This window comes from Streptococcus sp. 2018037 (assembly GCF_019754195.1).
In the GTDB taxonomy this organism is placed as follows: Bacteria; Bacillota; Bacilli; order Lactobacillales; family Streptococcaceae; genus Streptococcus; species Streptococcus hashimotonensis.
Map to the genome: position 1 here is coordinate 1 of NZ_JAIJZQ010000036.1, position 15,369 is coordinate 15,369.

Annotated in this window: 12 protein-coding genes; 1 reads left to right on the plus strand and 11 read right to left on the minus strand. The window is 41.4% G+C overall.

Going from position 1 to position 15,369, the window contains the following annotated elements:
* Window positions 1–230 precede the first annotated feature (230 nt).
* The 11 genes from glnA to groES all read right to left on the minus strand — a co-directional run bounded on the left by glnA (window position 231) and on the right by groES (window position 14,801).
* Window positions 231–1,577, minus strand: a complete 1,347-nt coding sequence (gene glnA, locus K5Q29_RS09890) for a type I glutamate--ammonia ligase (protein ID WP_011921751.1) — start codon at window positions 1,575–1,577, stop codon at window positions 231–233.
* Between the two features lie 28 nt (window positions 1,578–1,605).
* Window positions 1,606–1,977 (minus strand): MerR family transcriptional regulator, encoded by a 372-nt coding sequence (locus K5Q29_RS09895; RefSeq protein WP_002940041.1) that lies wholly within the window; start codon window positions 1,975–1,977, stop codon window positions 1,606–1,608.
* A 75-nt stretch (window positions 1,978–2,052) separates the two neighbouring features.
* Window positions 2,053–2,568, minus strand: a complete 516-nt coding sequence (locus tag K5Q29_RS09900; protein WP_105139704.1) for an aromatic acid exporter family protein — start codon at window positions 2,566–2,568, stop codon at window positions 2,053–2,055.
* A 980-nt stretch (window positions 2,569–3,548) separates the two neighbouring features.
* A complete protein-coding gene (locus K5Q29_RS09905) occupies window positions 3,549–4,748 on the minus strand; it encodes a phosphoglycerate kinase (RefSeq protein WP_105139703.1) in 1,200 nt (399 codons plus the stop codon).
* 255 nt (window positions 4,749–5,003) lie between these two features.
* On the minus strand, window positions 5,004–6,014 hold the full coding sequence (gene gap, locus K5Q29_RS09910; protein WP_012775479.1) for a type I glyceraldehyde-3-phosphate dehydrogenase: 1,011 nt from the start codon (window positions 6,012–6,014) through the stop codon (window positions 5,004–5,006).
* A gap of 366 nt (window positions 6,015–6,380) precedes the next feature.
* On the minus strand, window positions 6,381–8,372 hold the full coding sequence (locus tag K5Q29_RS09915; RefSeq protein ID WP_105139702.1) for a M13 family metallopeptidase: 1,992 nt from the start codon (window positions 8,370–8,372) through the stop codon (window positions 6,381–6,383).
* 988 nt (window positions 8,373–9,360) lie between these two features.
* Window positions 9,361–11,442 (minus strand): elongation factor G, encoded by a 2,082-nt coding sequence (gene fusA / locus K5Q29_RS09920; protein WP_002938501.1) that lies wholly within the window; start codon window positions 11,440–11,442, stop codon window positions 9,361–9,363.
* 312 nt (window positions 11,443–11,754) lie between these two features.
* Window positions 11,755–12,225: a 30S ribosomal protein S7 gene (gene rpsG / locus K5Q29_RS09925; RefSeq protein ID WP_002940031.1), complete on the minus strand. Its 471-nt coding sequence runs from the start codon at window positions 12,223–12,225 to the stop codon at window positions 11,755–11,757.
* 16 nt (window positions 12,226–12,241) lie between these two features.
* On the minus strand, window positions 12,242–12,655 hold the full coding sequence (gene rpsL / locus K5Q29_RS09930; protein ID WP_002940030.1) for a 30S ribosomal protein S12: 414 nt from the start codon (window positions 12,653–12,655) through the stop codon (window positions 12,242–12,244).
* A 231-nt stretch (window positions 12,656–12,886) separates the two neighbouring features.
* Window positions 12,887–14,509 (minus strand): chaperonin GroEL, encoded by a 1,623-nt coding sequence (gene groL / locus K5Q29_RS09935; protein WP_105139701.1) that lies wholly within the window; start codon window positions 14,507–14,509, stop codon window positions 12,887–12,889.
* A 10-nt stretch (window positions 14,510–14,519) separates the two neighbouring features.
* Window positions 14,520–14,801: a co-chaperone GroES gene (gene groES / locus K5Q29_RS09940; protein ID WP_014637330.1), complete on the minus strand. Its 282-nt coding sequence runs from the start codon at window positions 14,799–14,801 to the stop codon at window positions 14,520–14,522.
* A 197-nt stretch (window positions 14,802–14,998) separates the two neighbouring features.
* Between groES and K5Q29_RS10815 the strand changes: the two genes are divergently transcribed.
* Window positions 14,999–15,133: a hypothetical protein gene (locus K5Q29_RS10815; RefSeq protein ID WP_260619143.1), complete on the plus strand. Its 135-nt coding sequence runs from the start codon at window positions 14,999–15,001 to the stop codon at window positions 15,131–15,133.
* The last annotated feature ends 236 nt before the right edge of the window (window positions 15,134–15,369 follow it).

The following is a 15,369-nucleotide window of genomic DNA, read 5'->3' on the forward strand; positions in this document are numbered from 1 at the left end:
ACTAACATCATTAACTCGTCAACCACAAAGCCCTCACTAAGATTATACACCTAGTGAGGGCTTTGTGTTCGTTTTCATTATTCTGTGGGTGAAGGCGGAGCCATCATGGATGTCTTTCCCACTCCCAATTCGCTATCTGGTTTTCAAGCTCATGAAAAAATGGTCTTAGCGCCATTACTCGCTTTCCAATTTCTCGGCTCATGAACAAAGGACCCGTCGGGGTCCTTTGTTTAATACATATCCAAATAGTTGTCGATTTCCCATTGAGAAACGTAGGTTGCGTAGCTTGCCCATTCGATTTTCTTAGCTTCCAAGAAATTCGTATAGATATGATCACCTAGAGCTGCACGAACTACCTCGTCTTCACGAAGAGCTTTCAATGCATTGTGAAGAGTTGAAGGAAGATCAGTGATACCTGCTTCACGACGCTCCTCATCAGACATTGCATAGATATTAGACTCTACTGGTGCTGGTGCTTCAATTTTATTTTGAATACCTTCCAAGCCAACTTCCAACAGAACGGCCATAGCTAAGTATGGGTTGGCAGTTGGATCAACCGAGCGCAATTCCAAACGAGTTCCCATTCCACGTGATGCAGGTACGCGAACCAATGGTGAGCGGTTTTTACCAGCCCAAGCAATATACACAGGAGCTTCAAAGCCTGGAACCAAACGCTTGTAAGAGTTCACTGTCGGGTTTGTAATAGCAGTATAGTTATAAGCATGCTTAATCAAACCACCAAGGAAATGGTAAGCAGTTTGAGACAGCTGCATACCGCGAGGATCTTCTGGATCAAAGAAGGCATTGTTTCCATCCTTGTCAAAGAGGGACATGTTGCAGTGCATACCTGAGCCAGCAATACCAAACTTAGGCTTGGCCATAAATGTCGCATACATACCATGCTTACGAGCAATTGTTTTAACAACTAACTTGAAGATTTGAATATTGTCACAAGCTTTTAAGACATCCGCATATTTGAAGTCAATTTCATGCTGACCTACTGCCACTTCGTGATGGCTCGCTTCAACTTCAAAGCCCATCTCTGTCAAGACATTGACGATTTCGCGACGTGTATTATCTGCCAAGTCCGTTGGTGCGAGGTCAAAGTAACCACCTTTATCATTTACTTCAAGCGTTGGATTTCCTTGTTCGTCCATCTTAAAGAGGAAGAATTCTGGTTCTGGACCAAGGTTGAATGAAGAGAAACCTGCCTCTTCCATGTGACGAAGCGATTTCTTCAAATTTCCACGTGGGTCACCAGCAAAAGGCTTAGCATCTGTTGTATAAATATCACAAATCAAGCCAGCTACACGGCCATTTTCATCACCCCATGGGAAGATAGTCCATGTATCCAAGTCTGGGTAAAGATACATATCTGATTCATTGATACGAACAAATCCTTCAATAGATGAACCATCAAACATGACCTTATTTGACAAAACCTTTTCGACCTGCTCATCAGTTGCTGGAATTTCTACGTTTTTCATCACTCCCATGATGTCTGTAAACATAAGACGTAGGAAGGTAACGTTTTTCTCTTTGATATCACGCTTGATATCTGCCACTGTGAATGTCATTATTTTTCTCCTCTATTTTAAAAGCTAATTACGACGAACGGAAAATGGAACTAGGACTTGAAAATCGTCCCTGACGACTGAATTCATCATGTAAGATACGACGGACATCTTCATCAGTCAAGGTTTTCTGCTGTTTTTGGACCTTAGCTTTCGCTTCCCGATTTGCATATTCCTTCTTAATCGCAGCAATATTCAAACCTTCATCCAAAAAATCCTTGATTTCTAAAAGTAAGTCCATATCATTTAGAGAATACAAGCGACGATTCCCTTCATTGCGATCGGGCTTAATCAAGCCTTGATCTTCATAGTAACGAATTTGACGAGCAGTTAAATCTGTCAACTTCATCACACTACCGATCGGAAAGATAGCTAAGGAACGACGAAACTCTTTTTCTCTCATAACGAACTCCTTTCTGCCTACCATTATAGGAGAATTTTTTTTTGAGGTCAATAGGTGATGTTATATTTTATAACATCATTTATCCTGAAAACGTTTTTTTATAACATTCACATCATAATTAACTAGAATCGCAATGAAAACTCCGATAAAGGTTTCAAACACACGAATAAACACATATTGAATCGTATCACCAGCAGGAATAGACAATGTAATAATTAATAAAGCTGATACTCCACCAATAATTCCCGCTTTATTATTCATTGCCACATTTGTCATAATCGTTAACATGACAAATACCGGAACAAAAACCGCAGTCACCCAAAAATGATCTAGGAATAACCTATCCAAAATAAAGAAAAGTAGCGCATAAAAACCACCAATAGAATTACCCAGAATACGAGAAGCTCCAAAATGGACACTCTGATCGAAATCTTCTCGTAAACTAAACACAGCCGTCAAAGCCGCAATCTGAATCCCTTGCCAACCCAGAAAACCAAACAAAAGAATAACTAGGAAGACTGCCAAACCCGACTTGAACGTTCGCATCCCCAACCGAAATTTCTTTGGATCAAATGTATATTTTTTAAACATACCTCTATTCTAACATGATTTCAGAAAATAGAATAGCAAATACCTGCCCAGCTTTTCTTTTCTCCTAAGCTCGACTGGAAAAGCCTCCTGTTCACGCCAGCTTTTCGAAAAACCAATAATCTGCCACTTTAAATCAGCTGCAAGAAGGAACCCAGAAGTAAGATAAACGAATAGACGCTGCAAAAAAACAACGTCTATTTTTGCATTTTATATTTTGTGCGCAGTAGCTGAATGGCAGTTGTGACCAAGATTCAGCCTTGCGGGGTTCAAATAGCCCAGTGGACTATTTGAAGTTAGCACCAAGAAAAAAACAAAGCAACAAGCTACGAAATCATTTTTGACAGAAGCTTCGCTTCTTCTATTTCTAACCTCAACATATCTCCCAGATATGTTGAGCTAACTTACCGCCTATTTTTCATTTCAGTAAGCACCGCAAGCCCTGGAAGTACACCTTGCTAGACTGTCTAACTCGCTTAGCTTCATAGAAACTCTACACGATGCACAAAATGCAACGGAAATCCGTTGCATTTTAGCCTTTACCTAGGCTGATTTTCTAAACTCACTAGGTTCACAGAAAATCTAGCCTTTGTACTAGAAAAGAGCTGGTCTCCCAACTCTTTTCGTCGTTCATACGCAGTAGCTGAATAGCAGTTCACTTTGCTACGCTTGTGACCAACCTATTCAGCCTTGTAGGGTTCAAATAGTCCAGTGGACTATTTGAAGTTGTCACCCAATAAAAACAAAGTGACAAGCTACGGAATCATTTTTGACAGAAGCTTCGCTTCTTCTATTTCCAACCTCAAAATATCCCCCAGATATTTTGAGCTGACTTACCGCCTTTTTTTCAGTAAGAGCTGCGAGACCAGGCAATACTTTTCACCTTGCTAGACTTTCTAACTCGCTTAGCTTCGTAGAAACTCTACGCGATGCACAAAATGCAACGGAAATCCGTTGCATTTTAGCCTTCAAGTCCATTGAACTTACTTTTCTGTCAAAGCTGCAAGTCCTGGAAGCACTTTGCCCTCAAGAAGTTCCATTGATGCACCACCACCAGTTGAGATCCATGAGAACTTGTCTGCACGGCCAAGGTTGATAGCTGCTGCTGCTGAGTCACCACCACCGATGATTGATTTCACGCCTGGTTGTTTCACGATCGCGTCCATTACACCGATTGTACCAGCTTGGAAGTCTGGGTTTTCAAATACACCCATAGGTCCGTTCCAAACAACTGTTTTCGCACCAGTCAAAGCTTCGTCAAACTTAGCGATTGACTTAGGACCGATGTCAAGACCAAGGAAGCCTTCTGAAACTGCTTCGCCTTCAGTGTCACGAACTTCAGTGTAACCAGCAAATGCGTTAGCTTCTTTTGAGTCAACTGGCAAGATCAATTTACCGTTAGCTTTTTCAAGAAGTGCTTTAGCCACATCAAGCTTGTCTTCTTCTACAAGTGAGTTACCGATTTCGATACCTTGAGCTTTGTAGAATGTATACGTCATACCACCACCGATAAGAACTTTATCAGCTTTTTCAAGAAGGTTCTCGATAACACCGATCTTATCAGATACTTTTGAACCACCAAGGATTGCTACAAATGGGCGCTCTGGAGTTTCAACAGCTTCTTGGATGTAAGCAATTTCGTTTTCCAAAAGGAAACCAGCTACTGCTTTTTCTACGTTTGCTGAGATACCAACGTTTGATGCGTGTGCACGGTGTGCAGTACCAAATGCATCGTTAACGAAGATACCATCACCAAGTGAAGCCCAGTATTTACCAAGTTCTTCGTCGTTTTTAGATTCTTTCTTACCATCAACATCTTCGAAACGACTGTTTTCAACAAGGAGAACTTGTCCATCTTCCAAAGCATTGATAGCTGCTTCCAATTCAGCACCACGAGTAGCACCTGCGATGAAAGCAACGTCTTGACCCAATTTAGCTGCCAAGTCAGCTGCTACAGGAGCCAATGATTTACCTTCTTTGTCAGCTTCTTCTTTCACACGACCAAGGTGAGAGAAAAGAATTGCACGTCCACCTTGCTCAAGAATATACTTGATAGTTGGAAGAGCTGCTGTAATACGGTTATCGTTAGTGATAACGCCATCTTTCAAAGGCACGTTGAAGTCCACACGAACAAGAACTTTTTTGCCTTTCAATTCTACATCTTTAACAGTCAATTTTGCCATTAGATAAGAACTCCTTAAATTATATTTACTTTACCATTGTATCATATTTTCTGTATTTTTTCTTGCATAAAGATATTTTTTTCACAAATGTTAGGAAATCTAAAACTATCGCCTCGTAATCAGATTTTTCAAATTCTAAAGTTGCCAAATCAGAAACAACTTATGCCATCCTTGCTTCTTAGCATAAGGAAACAGCTATATTTCAGCAATCAAAACAAAAAAAGAGGCCGAAGCCTCTTCGATTTTCACTAAGGATTATTTAGCGATTTTTGCGAAGTACTCAAGAGTACGAACAAGTTGTGCAGTGTAAGACATTTCGTTGTCGTACCATGAAACAACTTTAACCAATTGCTCGCCATCAACTTCGATAACTTTAGTTTGAGTTGCATCAAACAATGAACCGAATGAGATACCTACGATATCTGAAGATACGAGTTGGTCTTCAGTGTAACCAAATGATTCAGTAGCAGCAGCTTTCATAGCAGCGTTTACTTCTTCAGCAGTTACTTTCTTGTCAAGAGTTGCAACCAATTCAGTTACAGAACCTGTTGGAACTGGAACACGTTGTGCAGCACCGTCAAGTTTACCGTTCAATTCTGGGATTACCAAGCCGATAGCTTTAGCAGCACCAGTTGAGTTAGGAACGATGTTTGCAGCAGCAGCACGTGCACGACGAAGGTCACCACCACGGTGTGGTCCGTCAAGAACCATTTGGTCACCAGTGTAACCGTGGATTGTAGTCATCAAACCTTTTTGAACGCCAAATGCATCGTGAAGAGCTTTAGCCATTGGTGCCAAACAGTTTGTAGTACATGAAGCACCTGAGATAACTGTTTCAGTACCATCAAGGATGTCGTGGTTAGTGTTGAAAACAACAGTCTTAACATCGTTACCACCAGGAGCAGTGATAACAACTTTTTTAGCACCGTTAGCGTGGATGTGTTGCTCAGCTTTTTCTTTAGAAGCAAAGAAACCTGTAGCTTCCAAAACGATATCTACGCCATCAGTAGCCCAGTCGATGTTTCCTGGCTCACGCTCAGCAGAAACTTTAACGAATTTACCGTTAACTTCGAAACCACCGTCTTTAACTTCAACAGTACCGTCGAAACGACCTTGAGTTGTGTCATATTTCAACAAGTGTGCAAGCATTACTGGATCTGTAAGGTCGTTGATACGAGTAACTTCAACACCTTCTACGTTTTGGATACGACGGAAAGCAAGACGACCGATACGTCCGAAACCGTTAATACCAACTTTAACTACCATGAATGATTTCCTCCTTATGAAAATCGAGTTCTTTATTTTAAAAGGCAAGCCTTTTAATCCTTTTGTGAAAATATTAACTTGTAAGCCTACAAGCATCTTTTCAACGTTTTTATTATATAACTATTTACCGAAAATTGCAACTGCTTACCGGTTCATCTTATGTAAAAAATAGAAGGCCAAAAAATAAAAGCTAAAAATCATAGCCATGCGTTCTCTCGGGTGGTTATGACTGGTTAAATACTTAACTTAATAGCATTGCCATACCTCGACACATTTTTTAACGATTCTTGGTTTACTACTACTTCTATTTTTTACCTAAAAAAGTGTCTACCGCCCATTTTGGACCGCAGACACCTCTATAATCTTTTACCACACCCGTAAGCGGTCTTCTGGTTTCACATACATTGGATCCCCTTCTTTGACATTGAAGTCTGTATAGAATTGATCAATTTGGTTGACAATGTTGTTAACCCGATATTTAGCTGGTGGATGTTCGTCGCTGATGCTGGCAATAGCAAATTCTTTGGTGGTGACTTCACGCCATGCTTTACCATAAGACTCGAAGACTTTCTTCGTATTGTAGCCTTTTTTCTGAGCAATATCAATGGCAACCGTTAAACCACCGAGATCCGCCATGATTTCACCGGTTGAAATTTCGCCATTGACATAGTAGCCCGGAGCCACTTCCAATTTAGAGTAGATATCTGCTGCCTGTTGAACCTTTTTATTAAATTTTTCAAGGTCTTCTGGTTTCCACCAGTTGACAAGGTTCCCTTTTTCATCAAATTGAGAACCAGCCTTATCAAAGGCATGGGAAATTTCATGACCGATAACAGCCCCGATTCCACCCAGATTTTCTTCGGGACTAGCCTTTGGATCGTAGAGAGGAGCCTGTAAAATCCCTGCCGGAAAAACAATTTCGTTGTTAGTTGGGCTATAATAGGCATTCACCGTGTGAGAAGGCATGCCGAACTGCGACTTATCAAAAGGCTTGCCAAATTGCCCCATCTCTTCACGCAATTCAAGTGTTTTTACCATATCGAAGTTAGAAAGAAGACTTCCTCCTTCTTCTTTGGATTGGATAGCAAGTTGTGAGTAATCCTTCCACTGGTCTGGATAGCCGATTTTAACAACCAATGTATCTAGTTTTTTCAAGGCCCGCATCTTGGTTTCTTCAGACATCCACTGCACTGCTTTGATTCGCTCTGCATAAGTCGCTTTAATCTCTTGAACCATAGATAGGATATTAGCCTTGGATTCTTCTGAAAAATGGTGTTTAACGTAAACTTTGCCAATCATATCTGAGAAATTTGCATCAATGGCCGCTTGAGCAACTTCTTCTTGACTCGGAGTATCTACCGCACCAGTTGCTACGCCGTCGTATTTCGCTTTTGCCTCAATTAAATTGCTTGACAGATAATCATTGTAATGGGCAATCACACGATATTGGAGCAGAGCTTTAAGAGCGTCTAAATTCTTTTCTTGATAGAGTTCATTTAATTTTTTTAGAGCATCTGGTTCTGATACGACTGTCGTTGGAGCATTCTGAAGTCCTAACTCAGAAACCAACTCAGCAATCGGTAGGTTGGGAGCCAGTGCTTTGACCTCATCCCAAGTCTTCTCGTTATACATGGCTTCAAAGTTATTGGCTTCTTCTTTTGGCCGTTGCACTGCAGCCATCTCTTTTTCCAAATTAAAGAGGAGGTCTGCCTTAGAAGAGGCTTCTTTTGAGGATTCTCCTGCCAAGCTAAACACTTCCTGCAGATAGGCTTTAAAGGCTTTTTGGTTTTTCAGTGAAAATTCATCTGTGCCATCATAATTTTCTTTTGGAAAACTTAACTTGTGAGGGTCAACGTAGATGGTGTTTTTGTTACTGTCTTTTATATCTTGAGTAACGTTTATATGAAGCAAATTGCGGATGTTTTTGCCGTATAGGGCTACCAGAATCTTGTTGAGTTCTTCCATGGTAGAGGCTTTTTTAATCTCCTCTAAATAAGGCTTGATAGGCTCTAACCCCAATTTGTTGCGAGTATCAAAATCGGCTGCCAATCGGTAAAAATCAATAAGTTTTTTCTCATCACTACCAGCTTGCAGCTTGGAATAGTCCATATCCAGCTGGTCAATCATCTCCTGGATTGCTTCTTGCGTTTTCTCAGAGAGTTGACTCAGATTATCTATTTGCGATTCACCGGCACCTAATTTTGTATCTTTCAACCATTGCGCATTGATATAAGAATGAAAATCCGTCTGTGGTGTTGCTTCACCTGCTTTGGGAGCCGAGGAATTACTTGTGCCACAGGCTGTCAAAAATGTCGCACAGGCGACTGCTACTAATGAAAATTTTAATTTTTTTCTCATGGTTTCTGTCCTTTCTTTTTATTGTTAATGTGCTTAGTACCACTATTTCATCACCATACAAGCATCCTCCTTTAGTAATTAGCGGTCCTAAACTACTCTTTCATCGATCTACCTTATAAGGATTCTAACATTTATATCTGCTTTTCTTCTGTAGCCTATCTATTAATTCTCTTATTTTTTGTAACCATTCCCAAACAAAGTAATTCTAAATAATTTAAAACATTTATTTTAGCAAATTGAGTGAGAGTAGGCAAGAACTCGAACGGTCAAAAGAGTTCAGCAACAATTCCTAATTTTAAGTTATTAAGCTAAAACAATCTATTCACAGACCGTTTTAATCCGTTTATTTCACAGTAGCCAGACCTAGAAGTCACTGTTGAGTTCATCGGCAACAGGAATCTTATACCCAATGAAATCCCCAAATAGCAAACCCTGATCTTTTGTTAGCCATCCACACCTAAATTAGGGTAATTTTTTATAAATTGTAGTTTTCTCATTGTATATTTCCAAAATGAATCTGGCGGATACCTGTTTTATATAGTGTGGTCGTTTAGTTTGTTTTTAGCACTCGCTTCAAAGGTTCGGGGAACCTTTGAAGGCTGGAGATAGTGCGAAGCAAGTTCGCCTCAATAGCTGCAAGTTGCTAGAACAGCCTTTAGGCTGTTCTAAGTTAGAAATAAGACTTGCTTTGCAAATCACCTCTGTAAAGTACGGCAAAGCGAGTTCAAATGCTCTAGTGAAGTGTTCGAAGTCGGAAATAGGGAAACGAAGTTTCATCGCTCGTCGAAGTAATCAAAGATAAACTACTGATACTCAATATAAATCAAAAGTAGCCTAGGAAACGAAGCCGAAGATAGAACTGGAGTTCATCAAGGCAAGTTGACAACGGATAATTTTGATTTTCGAAGAGTATGAGTATCACGCTCAGATGTGTGACATATCCGTCGTACCAAAAAACACCTACCCGAAGGTAGGTGTAGATAGGCAATTATGCATTGCCACCGTTTTTCTTAATGATTTCATCTTGTACAGATTTTGGTACATCTTCGTAGTGGTCAAATACCATCATGAAAGTACCGCGACCTTGAGTTGCTGAACGAAGAACAGTTGCGTAACCGAACATTTCAGCAAGTGGCACATAAGCACGAACGATTTGTGTGTTACCACGAGCTTCCATACCATCAACGCGACCACGACGTGCAGTCACGTGACCCATAACGTCACCAAGGTTATCTTCTGGTGCAGTGATTGTTACAAGCATCATTGGCTCAAGGATAGTTGGTTGAGCTGATTTAGCTGCTTCTTTAAGGGCAAGAGATGCTGCCACTTTGAAGGCTGTTTCTGATGAGTCGACATCGTGGTATGAACCGTCGTAAAGCTTAGCTTTAACGTCAACGATTGGGTAACCAGCAAGAACACCGTTAGCCATAGATTCTACGAGACCTTTTTCAACCGCTGGGATGAATTCACGTGGAACCACACCACCGACGATAGCATTCTCGAACTCGAAACCTTTACCTTCTTCGTTTGGTGTGAATTCGATCCAAACGTCACCGAATTGACCTTTACCACCAGACTGGCGTTTGAAGAAACCACGAGCTTGTGTAGAAGCGCGGAATGTTTCACGGTATGATACTTGAGGAGCACCTACGTTTGCTTCAACCTTGAATTCACGACGCATACGGTCAACAAGGACATCCAAGTGCAACTCACCCATACCAGAGATAACTGTTTCACCAGTTTCAACGTTTGTTTCAACGCGGAATGTTGGATCTTCTTCAGCCAATTTAGAAAGGGCAATACCCATCTTGTCTTGGTCAGCTTTAGACTTAGGCTCAACCATCAATTGGATAACTGGTTCTGGAACGTGGATTGACTCAAGGATGATTTTTGCTTTTTCATCTGTCAATGAGTCACCAGTTGTAGTATCTTTCAAACCAACAGCAGCAGCGATGTCACCTGCATAAACAGTTTCAATTTCTTGACGGCTGTTTGCGTGCATTTGAAGGATACGTCCGATACGTTCACGTTTACCTTTAGAAGTGTTCAATACGTATGAACCGCTGTTAAGGACACCTGAATATACACGGAAGAATGTCAAACGACCTACGAATGGGTCAGTCATGATCTTGAAGGCAAGAGCTGCAAATGGCTCTTCATCTGATGCATGACGCTCTTCTTCAGCATCTGTATCTGGGTTAACACCTTTAATAGCAGGGATGTCAAGTGGGCTTGGAAGGTAGTCGATAACCGCATCAAGCATCAACTGAACACCTTTGTTTTTGAAGGCTGAACCACACAATACTGGGAAGAATTCAACGTTGATAGTTGCTTTACGGATAGCAGCTTTCAATTCTTCGTTTGTGATTTCTTCACCTTCAAGGTATTTCATCATCAATTCTTCATCAGTTTCAGCAACTGCTTCAACCAATTTTTCACGGTATTCTTCAGCTTGCTCAAGGTATTCAGCTGGAATATCTTCTTCAAGAATATCTGTACCAAGGTCGTTAGTATAGATTTCAGCTTTCATCTTGATCAAGTCGATGATACCACGGAACTCATCTTCAGAACCGATTGGCAATTGGATTGGATGAGCATTTGCTTGAAGACGCTCGTGAAGTGTGCTTACTGAGTAAAGGAAGTCAGCACCGATTTTATCCATTTTGTTAGCGAATACGATACGTGGAACACCGTATTCAGTTGCTTGACGCCATACTGTTTCAGTTTGTGGCTCAACACCTGATTGTGAGTCAAGAACGGTTACCGCACCATCAAGAACGCGAAGTGAACGTTGTACTTCGATTGTGAAGTCCACGTGTCCTGGTGTGTCGATGATATTTACACGGTGGTTGTTCCATTGAGCTGTTGTTGCAGCAGATGTGATAGTGATACCACGCTCTTGCTCTTGCTCCATCCAGTCCATTTGTGATGCACCTTCGTGAGTTTCACCGATTTTGTGGATTTTACCAGTGTAGTAAAGAATACGCTCAGTTGTCGTTGTTTTACCCGCGTCAACGTGCGCCATGATACCGATATTACGAGTTTTTTCTAATGAAAATTCGCGTGCCATGAGGTTTGTTCTCCTATATTTTTAGTTTTCTATTCTGATTATACCATATTTTAAGAAAAGCGAGTGGGCAAATCCCACCCGCTTAAGTTCTTACTAATGGTGTGAAGTGGTTGAGGCAAGCCTCAATCCGATTTTTGATGGTTGAACGAAGTTCCTTCATCTAATTGAGTTCAACTGACAGTTTTTGTTAAATGCAGAACTGAACTCGAACGGCCTGCTGGCAACGAAAAAAGATAAATCTCATTGAATGCAAAAGCATTCTGCTTCGATTTCCTATTTTTCGTCGACAGGCACGTTCTCTGTATCTTAATCTTACCAGCGGAAGTGTGCGAATGCGCGGTTTGCTTCTGCCATTTTGTGGGTGTCTTCACGTTTCTTAACAGCTGCACCTGTGTTGTTTGCTGCATCCATGATTTCTTTCGCAAGGCGATCGATCATAGTGTGCTCACCACGGTTACGAGCGATTGTTACCAACCAACGAAGACCAAGTGTTGTACGACGCTCTGGACGAACTTCAACTGGGACTTGGTAGTTAGAACCACCGACACGACGTGCACGTACTTCAAGTACAGGCATGATGTTTTCCATTGCTGTTTCAAATACTTCAAGTGCATCGTTACCAGTTGCTTCTTTGATTTGATCAAAAGCACCGTAAACGATTGATGCAGCAGTACCACGTTTACCGTCCAACATAACACGGTTAATCAAACGAGTTACCAATTTTGAGTTATACAATGGATCTGGCAATACTTCGCGCTTAGGCGCTTGATTTTTACGACTCATTTATATTTCCCCTTTCTTAGCCTTTTGGACGTTTAGTACCGTATTTAGAACGGCCTTGCTTACGATCGTTAACACCTGCAGTATCAAGTGCACCACGAACGATATGGTAACGTACCCCTGGAAGGTCTTTTACACGTCCACCACGAAGAAGAACAACGCTGTGCTCTTGCAAGTTGTGACCGATACCTGGGATGTAAGCAGTAACCTCGATAAGGTTGCTCAAACGTACACGAGCAAATTTACGAAGGGCTGAGTTAGGTTTTTTAGGTGTCATTGTTCCGACACGAGTTGCAACACCGCGTTTTTGTGGTGATGAAACATTTGTTTGAACTTTTTTACGGCTGTTGTAACCAACGTTCAAAGCTGGTGATTTAGATTTTTCTACTTTAGACTTACGTGGTTTACGTACCAACTGGTTAATTGTAGGCATCTACATTCTCCTGTATATATTTTTTATTTTTGGTGATAGGGCATTGGTGACAACCCCTATCTGTGTGTACTTTTGCAACATTTGTCAGCACGTCCCTGTACACTCTTGAGAGACCAAAAGTAAAAAGTACCGTCTAATATAGTACCACATCCCAAACCCATTGTCAAATAGATATGTTTGAAATTTTCAAGAAAAAACACAGCCAAGTAGCTGTGTCATTTTGCTATTTCTTTAGTAGCCCATACCCATTCCATCCATACCTTGTGGCATAGCTGGAGTGGCTGGTTCTGGTTTGTTGGCAACGACTGCTTCTGTCGTCAAAATCAAGCTGGCTACAGAAGCTGCGTTTTGAAGGGCCGAGCGAGTCACCTTAACAGGGTCAATAATACCTGCGTCCATCATGTTGACCCATTCACCTGTCGCAGCATTAAAGCCAGTGCCAAGTTCTGAATTCTTCAGTTTATCAATGATAACTGAACCCTCATAACCTGCGTTATAGGCAATCTGACGAACTGGTTCTTCCAAGGCACGAAGGACAATATTGCGTCCTGTTTCATCGTCGCCTCTCAACTCCAATTTCGCTACGCTATCGATAACATTGACAAGGGCTGTACCACCACCTGCAACAATTCCTTCTTCAACTGCGGCACGTGTTGCGTTGAGGGCATCTTCGATACGGAGTTTCATTTCTTTCAACTCAGTCTCAGTAGCGGCACCGACTTTGATAACTGCAACACCGCCTGACAATTTGGCCAAACGCTCTTGCAATTTTTCACGGTCAAATTCCGAAGTTGTTCCCTCAATTTGTGACTTGATAACAGCGACACGGTTGGCAATGGCTTCTGGATTTCCAGCACCTTCAACAATGGTTGTCCCATCTTTGTCGACCACAACTTTGGCAGCCTGACCAAGTGCTTCAATGGTCGCATCTTTCAAGTCCAAACCAAGATCTTCTGTAATCACTGTACCGCCAGTCAAAATAGCAATGTCTTCCAACATAGCTTTACGACGGTCACCGAAGCCTGGAGCTTTAACTGCAACAACGTTGAATGTACCACGAATCTTGTTGAGAACAAGGGTAGGAAGAGCTTCGCCATCCACATCGTCAGCAATAATCAACAATGGACGATTGGTTTGGAGAATGCTTTCCAAAAGTGGCAAAATATCTTGAATATGAGAAATTTTCTTATCGGTAATCAAGATGAATGGATTTTCAAGCTCAGCCACCATCTTTTCATTATCTGTCACCATGTATTGTGACAGATAGCCACGGTCGAATTGCATACCTTCAACCACATCCAATTCTGTTTCCATACCGCGAGATTCTTCAATGGTGATAACGCCGTCTGTTCCCACGCGCTCCATAGCTTCTGAAATGTACTCGCCAACTTTTTCAGAACGGGAAGATACCGCTGCGACTTGAGCAATTTCAGCTTTATTTGATACAGGGCTCGCTTGTGCTTTCAAGGCTTCAACCGCTGTTGCAACCGCTGCTTCAATCCCACGACGGATACCGATTGGGTTGGCACCTGCAGTTACGTTTTTCAAGCCTTCGCGAACAATCGCTTGTGTCAAAACAGTGGCAGTTGTTGTACCGTCACCAGCGATGTCATTGGTTTTTGAAGCCACTTCGGATACCAACTTAGCACCCATATTTTCAAAATGGTCTTCCAACTCGATTTCTTTAGCAATGGTTACACCGTCATTTGTAATAAGTGGTGAACCGTAAGCTTTTTCCAAGACAACATTACGACCTTTTGGACCCAAGGTTACTTTGACTGTGTCAGCCAGAATATCGACACCACGGACCATGCTCTCGCGTGCATCTGCTGCAAATTTAATTTCTTTTGCCATTTTCCTACCTCTATTCTACAATTGCCAAAATATCTGCTTCACGGATGATGTGAACGGTTTGATCTCCGTCTTTAACTTCCAAGCCTGCATGAGCATCAATCAAAACAGTATCTCCAACTGCCACCGCTGGGGCAACCAAGTCACCATTCAAGGTACGAATCCCTTGTCCGATCGCTAGGACACTTGCTTCTTTTGTCTTTTCTTGACTTGCACCTGCTAGGACAAAGCCACCAACTGTTTGTTCTTTTTCTTCAATTTTTACGACGATACGATCGCCCAATGGTTTTAACATTCTATTACCTCCTGGTCTTTTTAGCACTCTCTACATGCGAGTGCTAACTAACATTTCCTATTGTATCACTTGGTCAAAAATAGTCAAGAAAATTCTACTCCTTTTTCGTGAAAATCCTTCTTAAGTATGAGACAGAATTTACCTATTCATTATTGGTAAACTATGTTATACTATTTTTAAAAAGTTAGGGGGTATTCATGAAATTTTTTAGAGATTTAAAAGCAGATTACCTTGAAAGCCGATTTTCAGCCTACGAAAGTTTTGCAGAATGGTTTTTAAAACGTAAATTAGGATTTTGGGGGAAAATGATATTCGCCTATCTACTCTGCTAGTCTGGATATTTTTCTTTAGCCACCCTCACTACATCATCTTTTTCTTCTACGGAGTTATCCTACTTTCTCTAATTATCATGCTGATAGAATGGTGGAAATATAGAAAATGAGTCATAACCACCCGTGAAAACGGGTGGCTTGTACACCGGCTATAAGCCGTTTCTCTCCAGCGACGTCTAAAGACGTTCGCTGAACTTCGTTCAGGTTAGTGCTATAATTACTTGACTAATGCCCGT

Excerpts from the sequence above, each read along its gene's own strand:
- K5Q29_RS09915 (WP_105139702.1), bottom strand. The coding sequence starts at position 8,372 with ATGAGAAAAAAATTAAAATTTTCATTAGTAGCAGTCGCCTGTGCGACA.
- K5Q29_RS09905 (WP_105139703.1), bottom strand. The coding sequence starts at position 4,748 with ATGGCAAAATTGACTGTTAAAGATGTAGAATTGAAAGGCAAAAAAGTT.
- rpsL (WP_002940030.1), bottom strand. The coding sequence starts at position 12,655 with ATGCCTACAATTAACCAGTTGGTACGTAAACCACGTAAGTCTAAAGTA.
- groES (WP_014637330.1), bottom strand. The coding sequence starts at position 14,801 with ATGTTAAAACCATTGGGCGATCGTATCGTCGTAAAAATTGAAGAAAAA.
- rpsG (WP_002940031.1), bottom strand. The coding sequence starts at position 12,225 with ATGAGTCGTAAAAATCAAGCGCCTAAGCGCGAAGTATTGCCAGATCCA.
- groL (WP_105139701.1), bottom strand. The coding sequence starts at position 14,509 with ATGGCAAAAGAAATTAAATTTGCAGCAGATGCACGCGAGAGCATGGTC.
- gap (WP_012775479.1), bottom strand. The coding sequence starts at position 6,014 with ATGGTAGTTAAAGTTGGTATTAACGGTTTCGGACGTATCGGTCGTCTT.
- glnA (WP_011921751.1), bottom strand. The coding sequence starts at position 1,577 with ATGACATTCACAGTGGCAGATATCAAGCGTGATATCAAAGAGAAAAAC.
- K5Q29_RS09895 (WP_002940041.1), bottom strand. The coding sequence starts at position 1,977 with ATGAGAGAAAAAGAGTTTCGTCGTTCCTTAGCTATCTTTCCGATCGGT.
- K5Q29_RS09900 (WP_105139704.1), bottom strand. The coding sequence starts at position 2,568 with ATGTTTAAAAAATATACATTTGATCCAAAGAAATTTCGGTTGGGGATG.
- K5Q29_RS10815 (WP_260619143.1), top strand. The coding sequence starts at position 14,999 with ATGAAATTTTTTAGAGATTTAAAAGCAGATTACCTTGAAAGCCGATTT.
- fusA (WP_002938501.1), bottom strand. The coding sequence starts at position 11,442 with ATGGCACGCGAATTTTCATTAGAAAAAACTCGTAATATCGGTATCATG.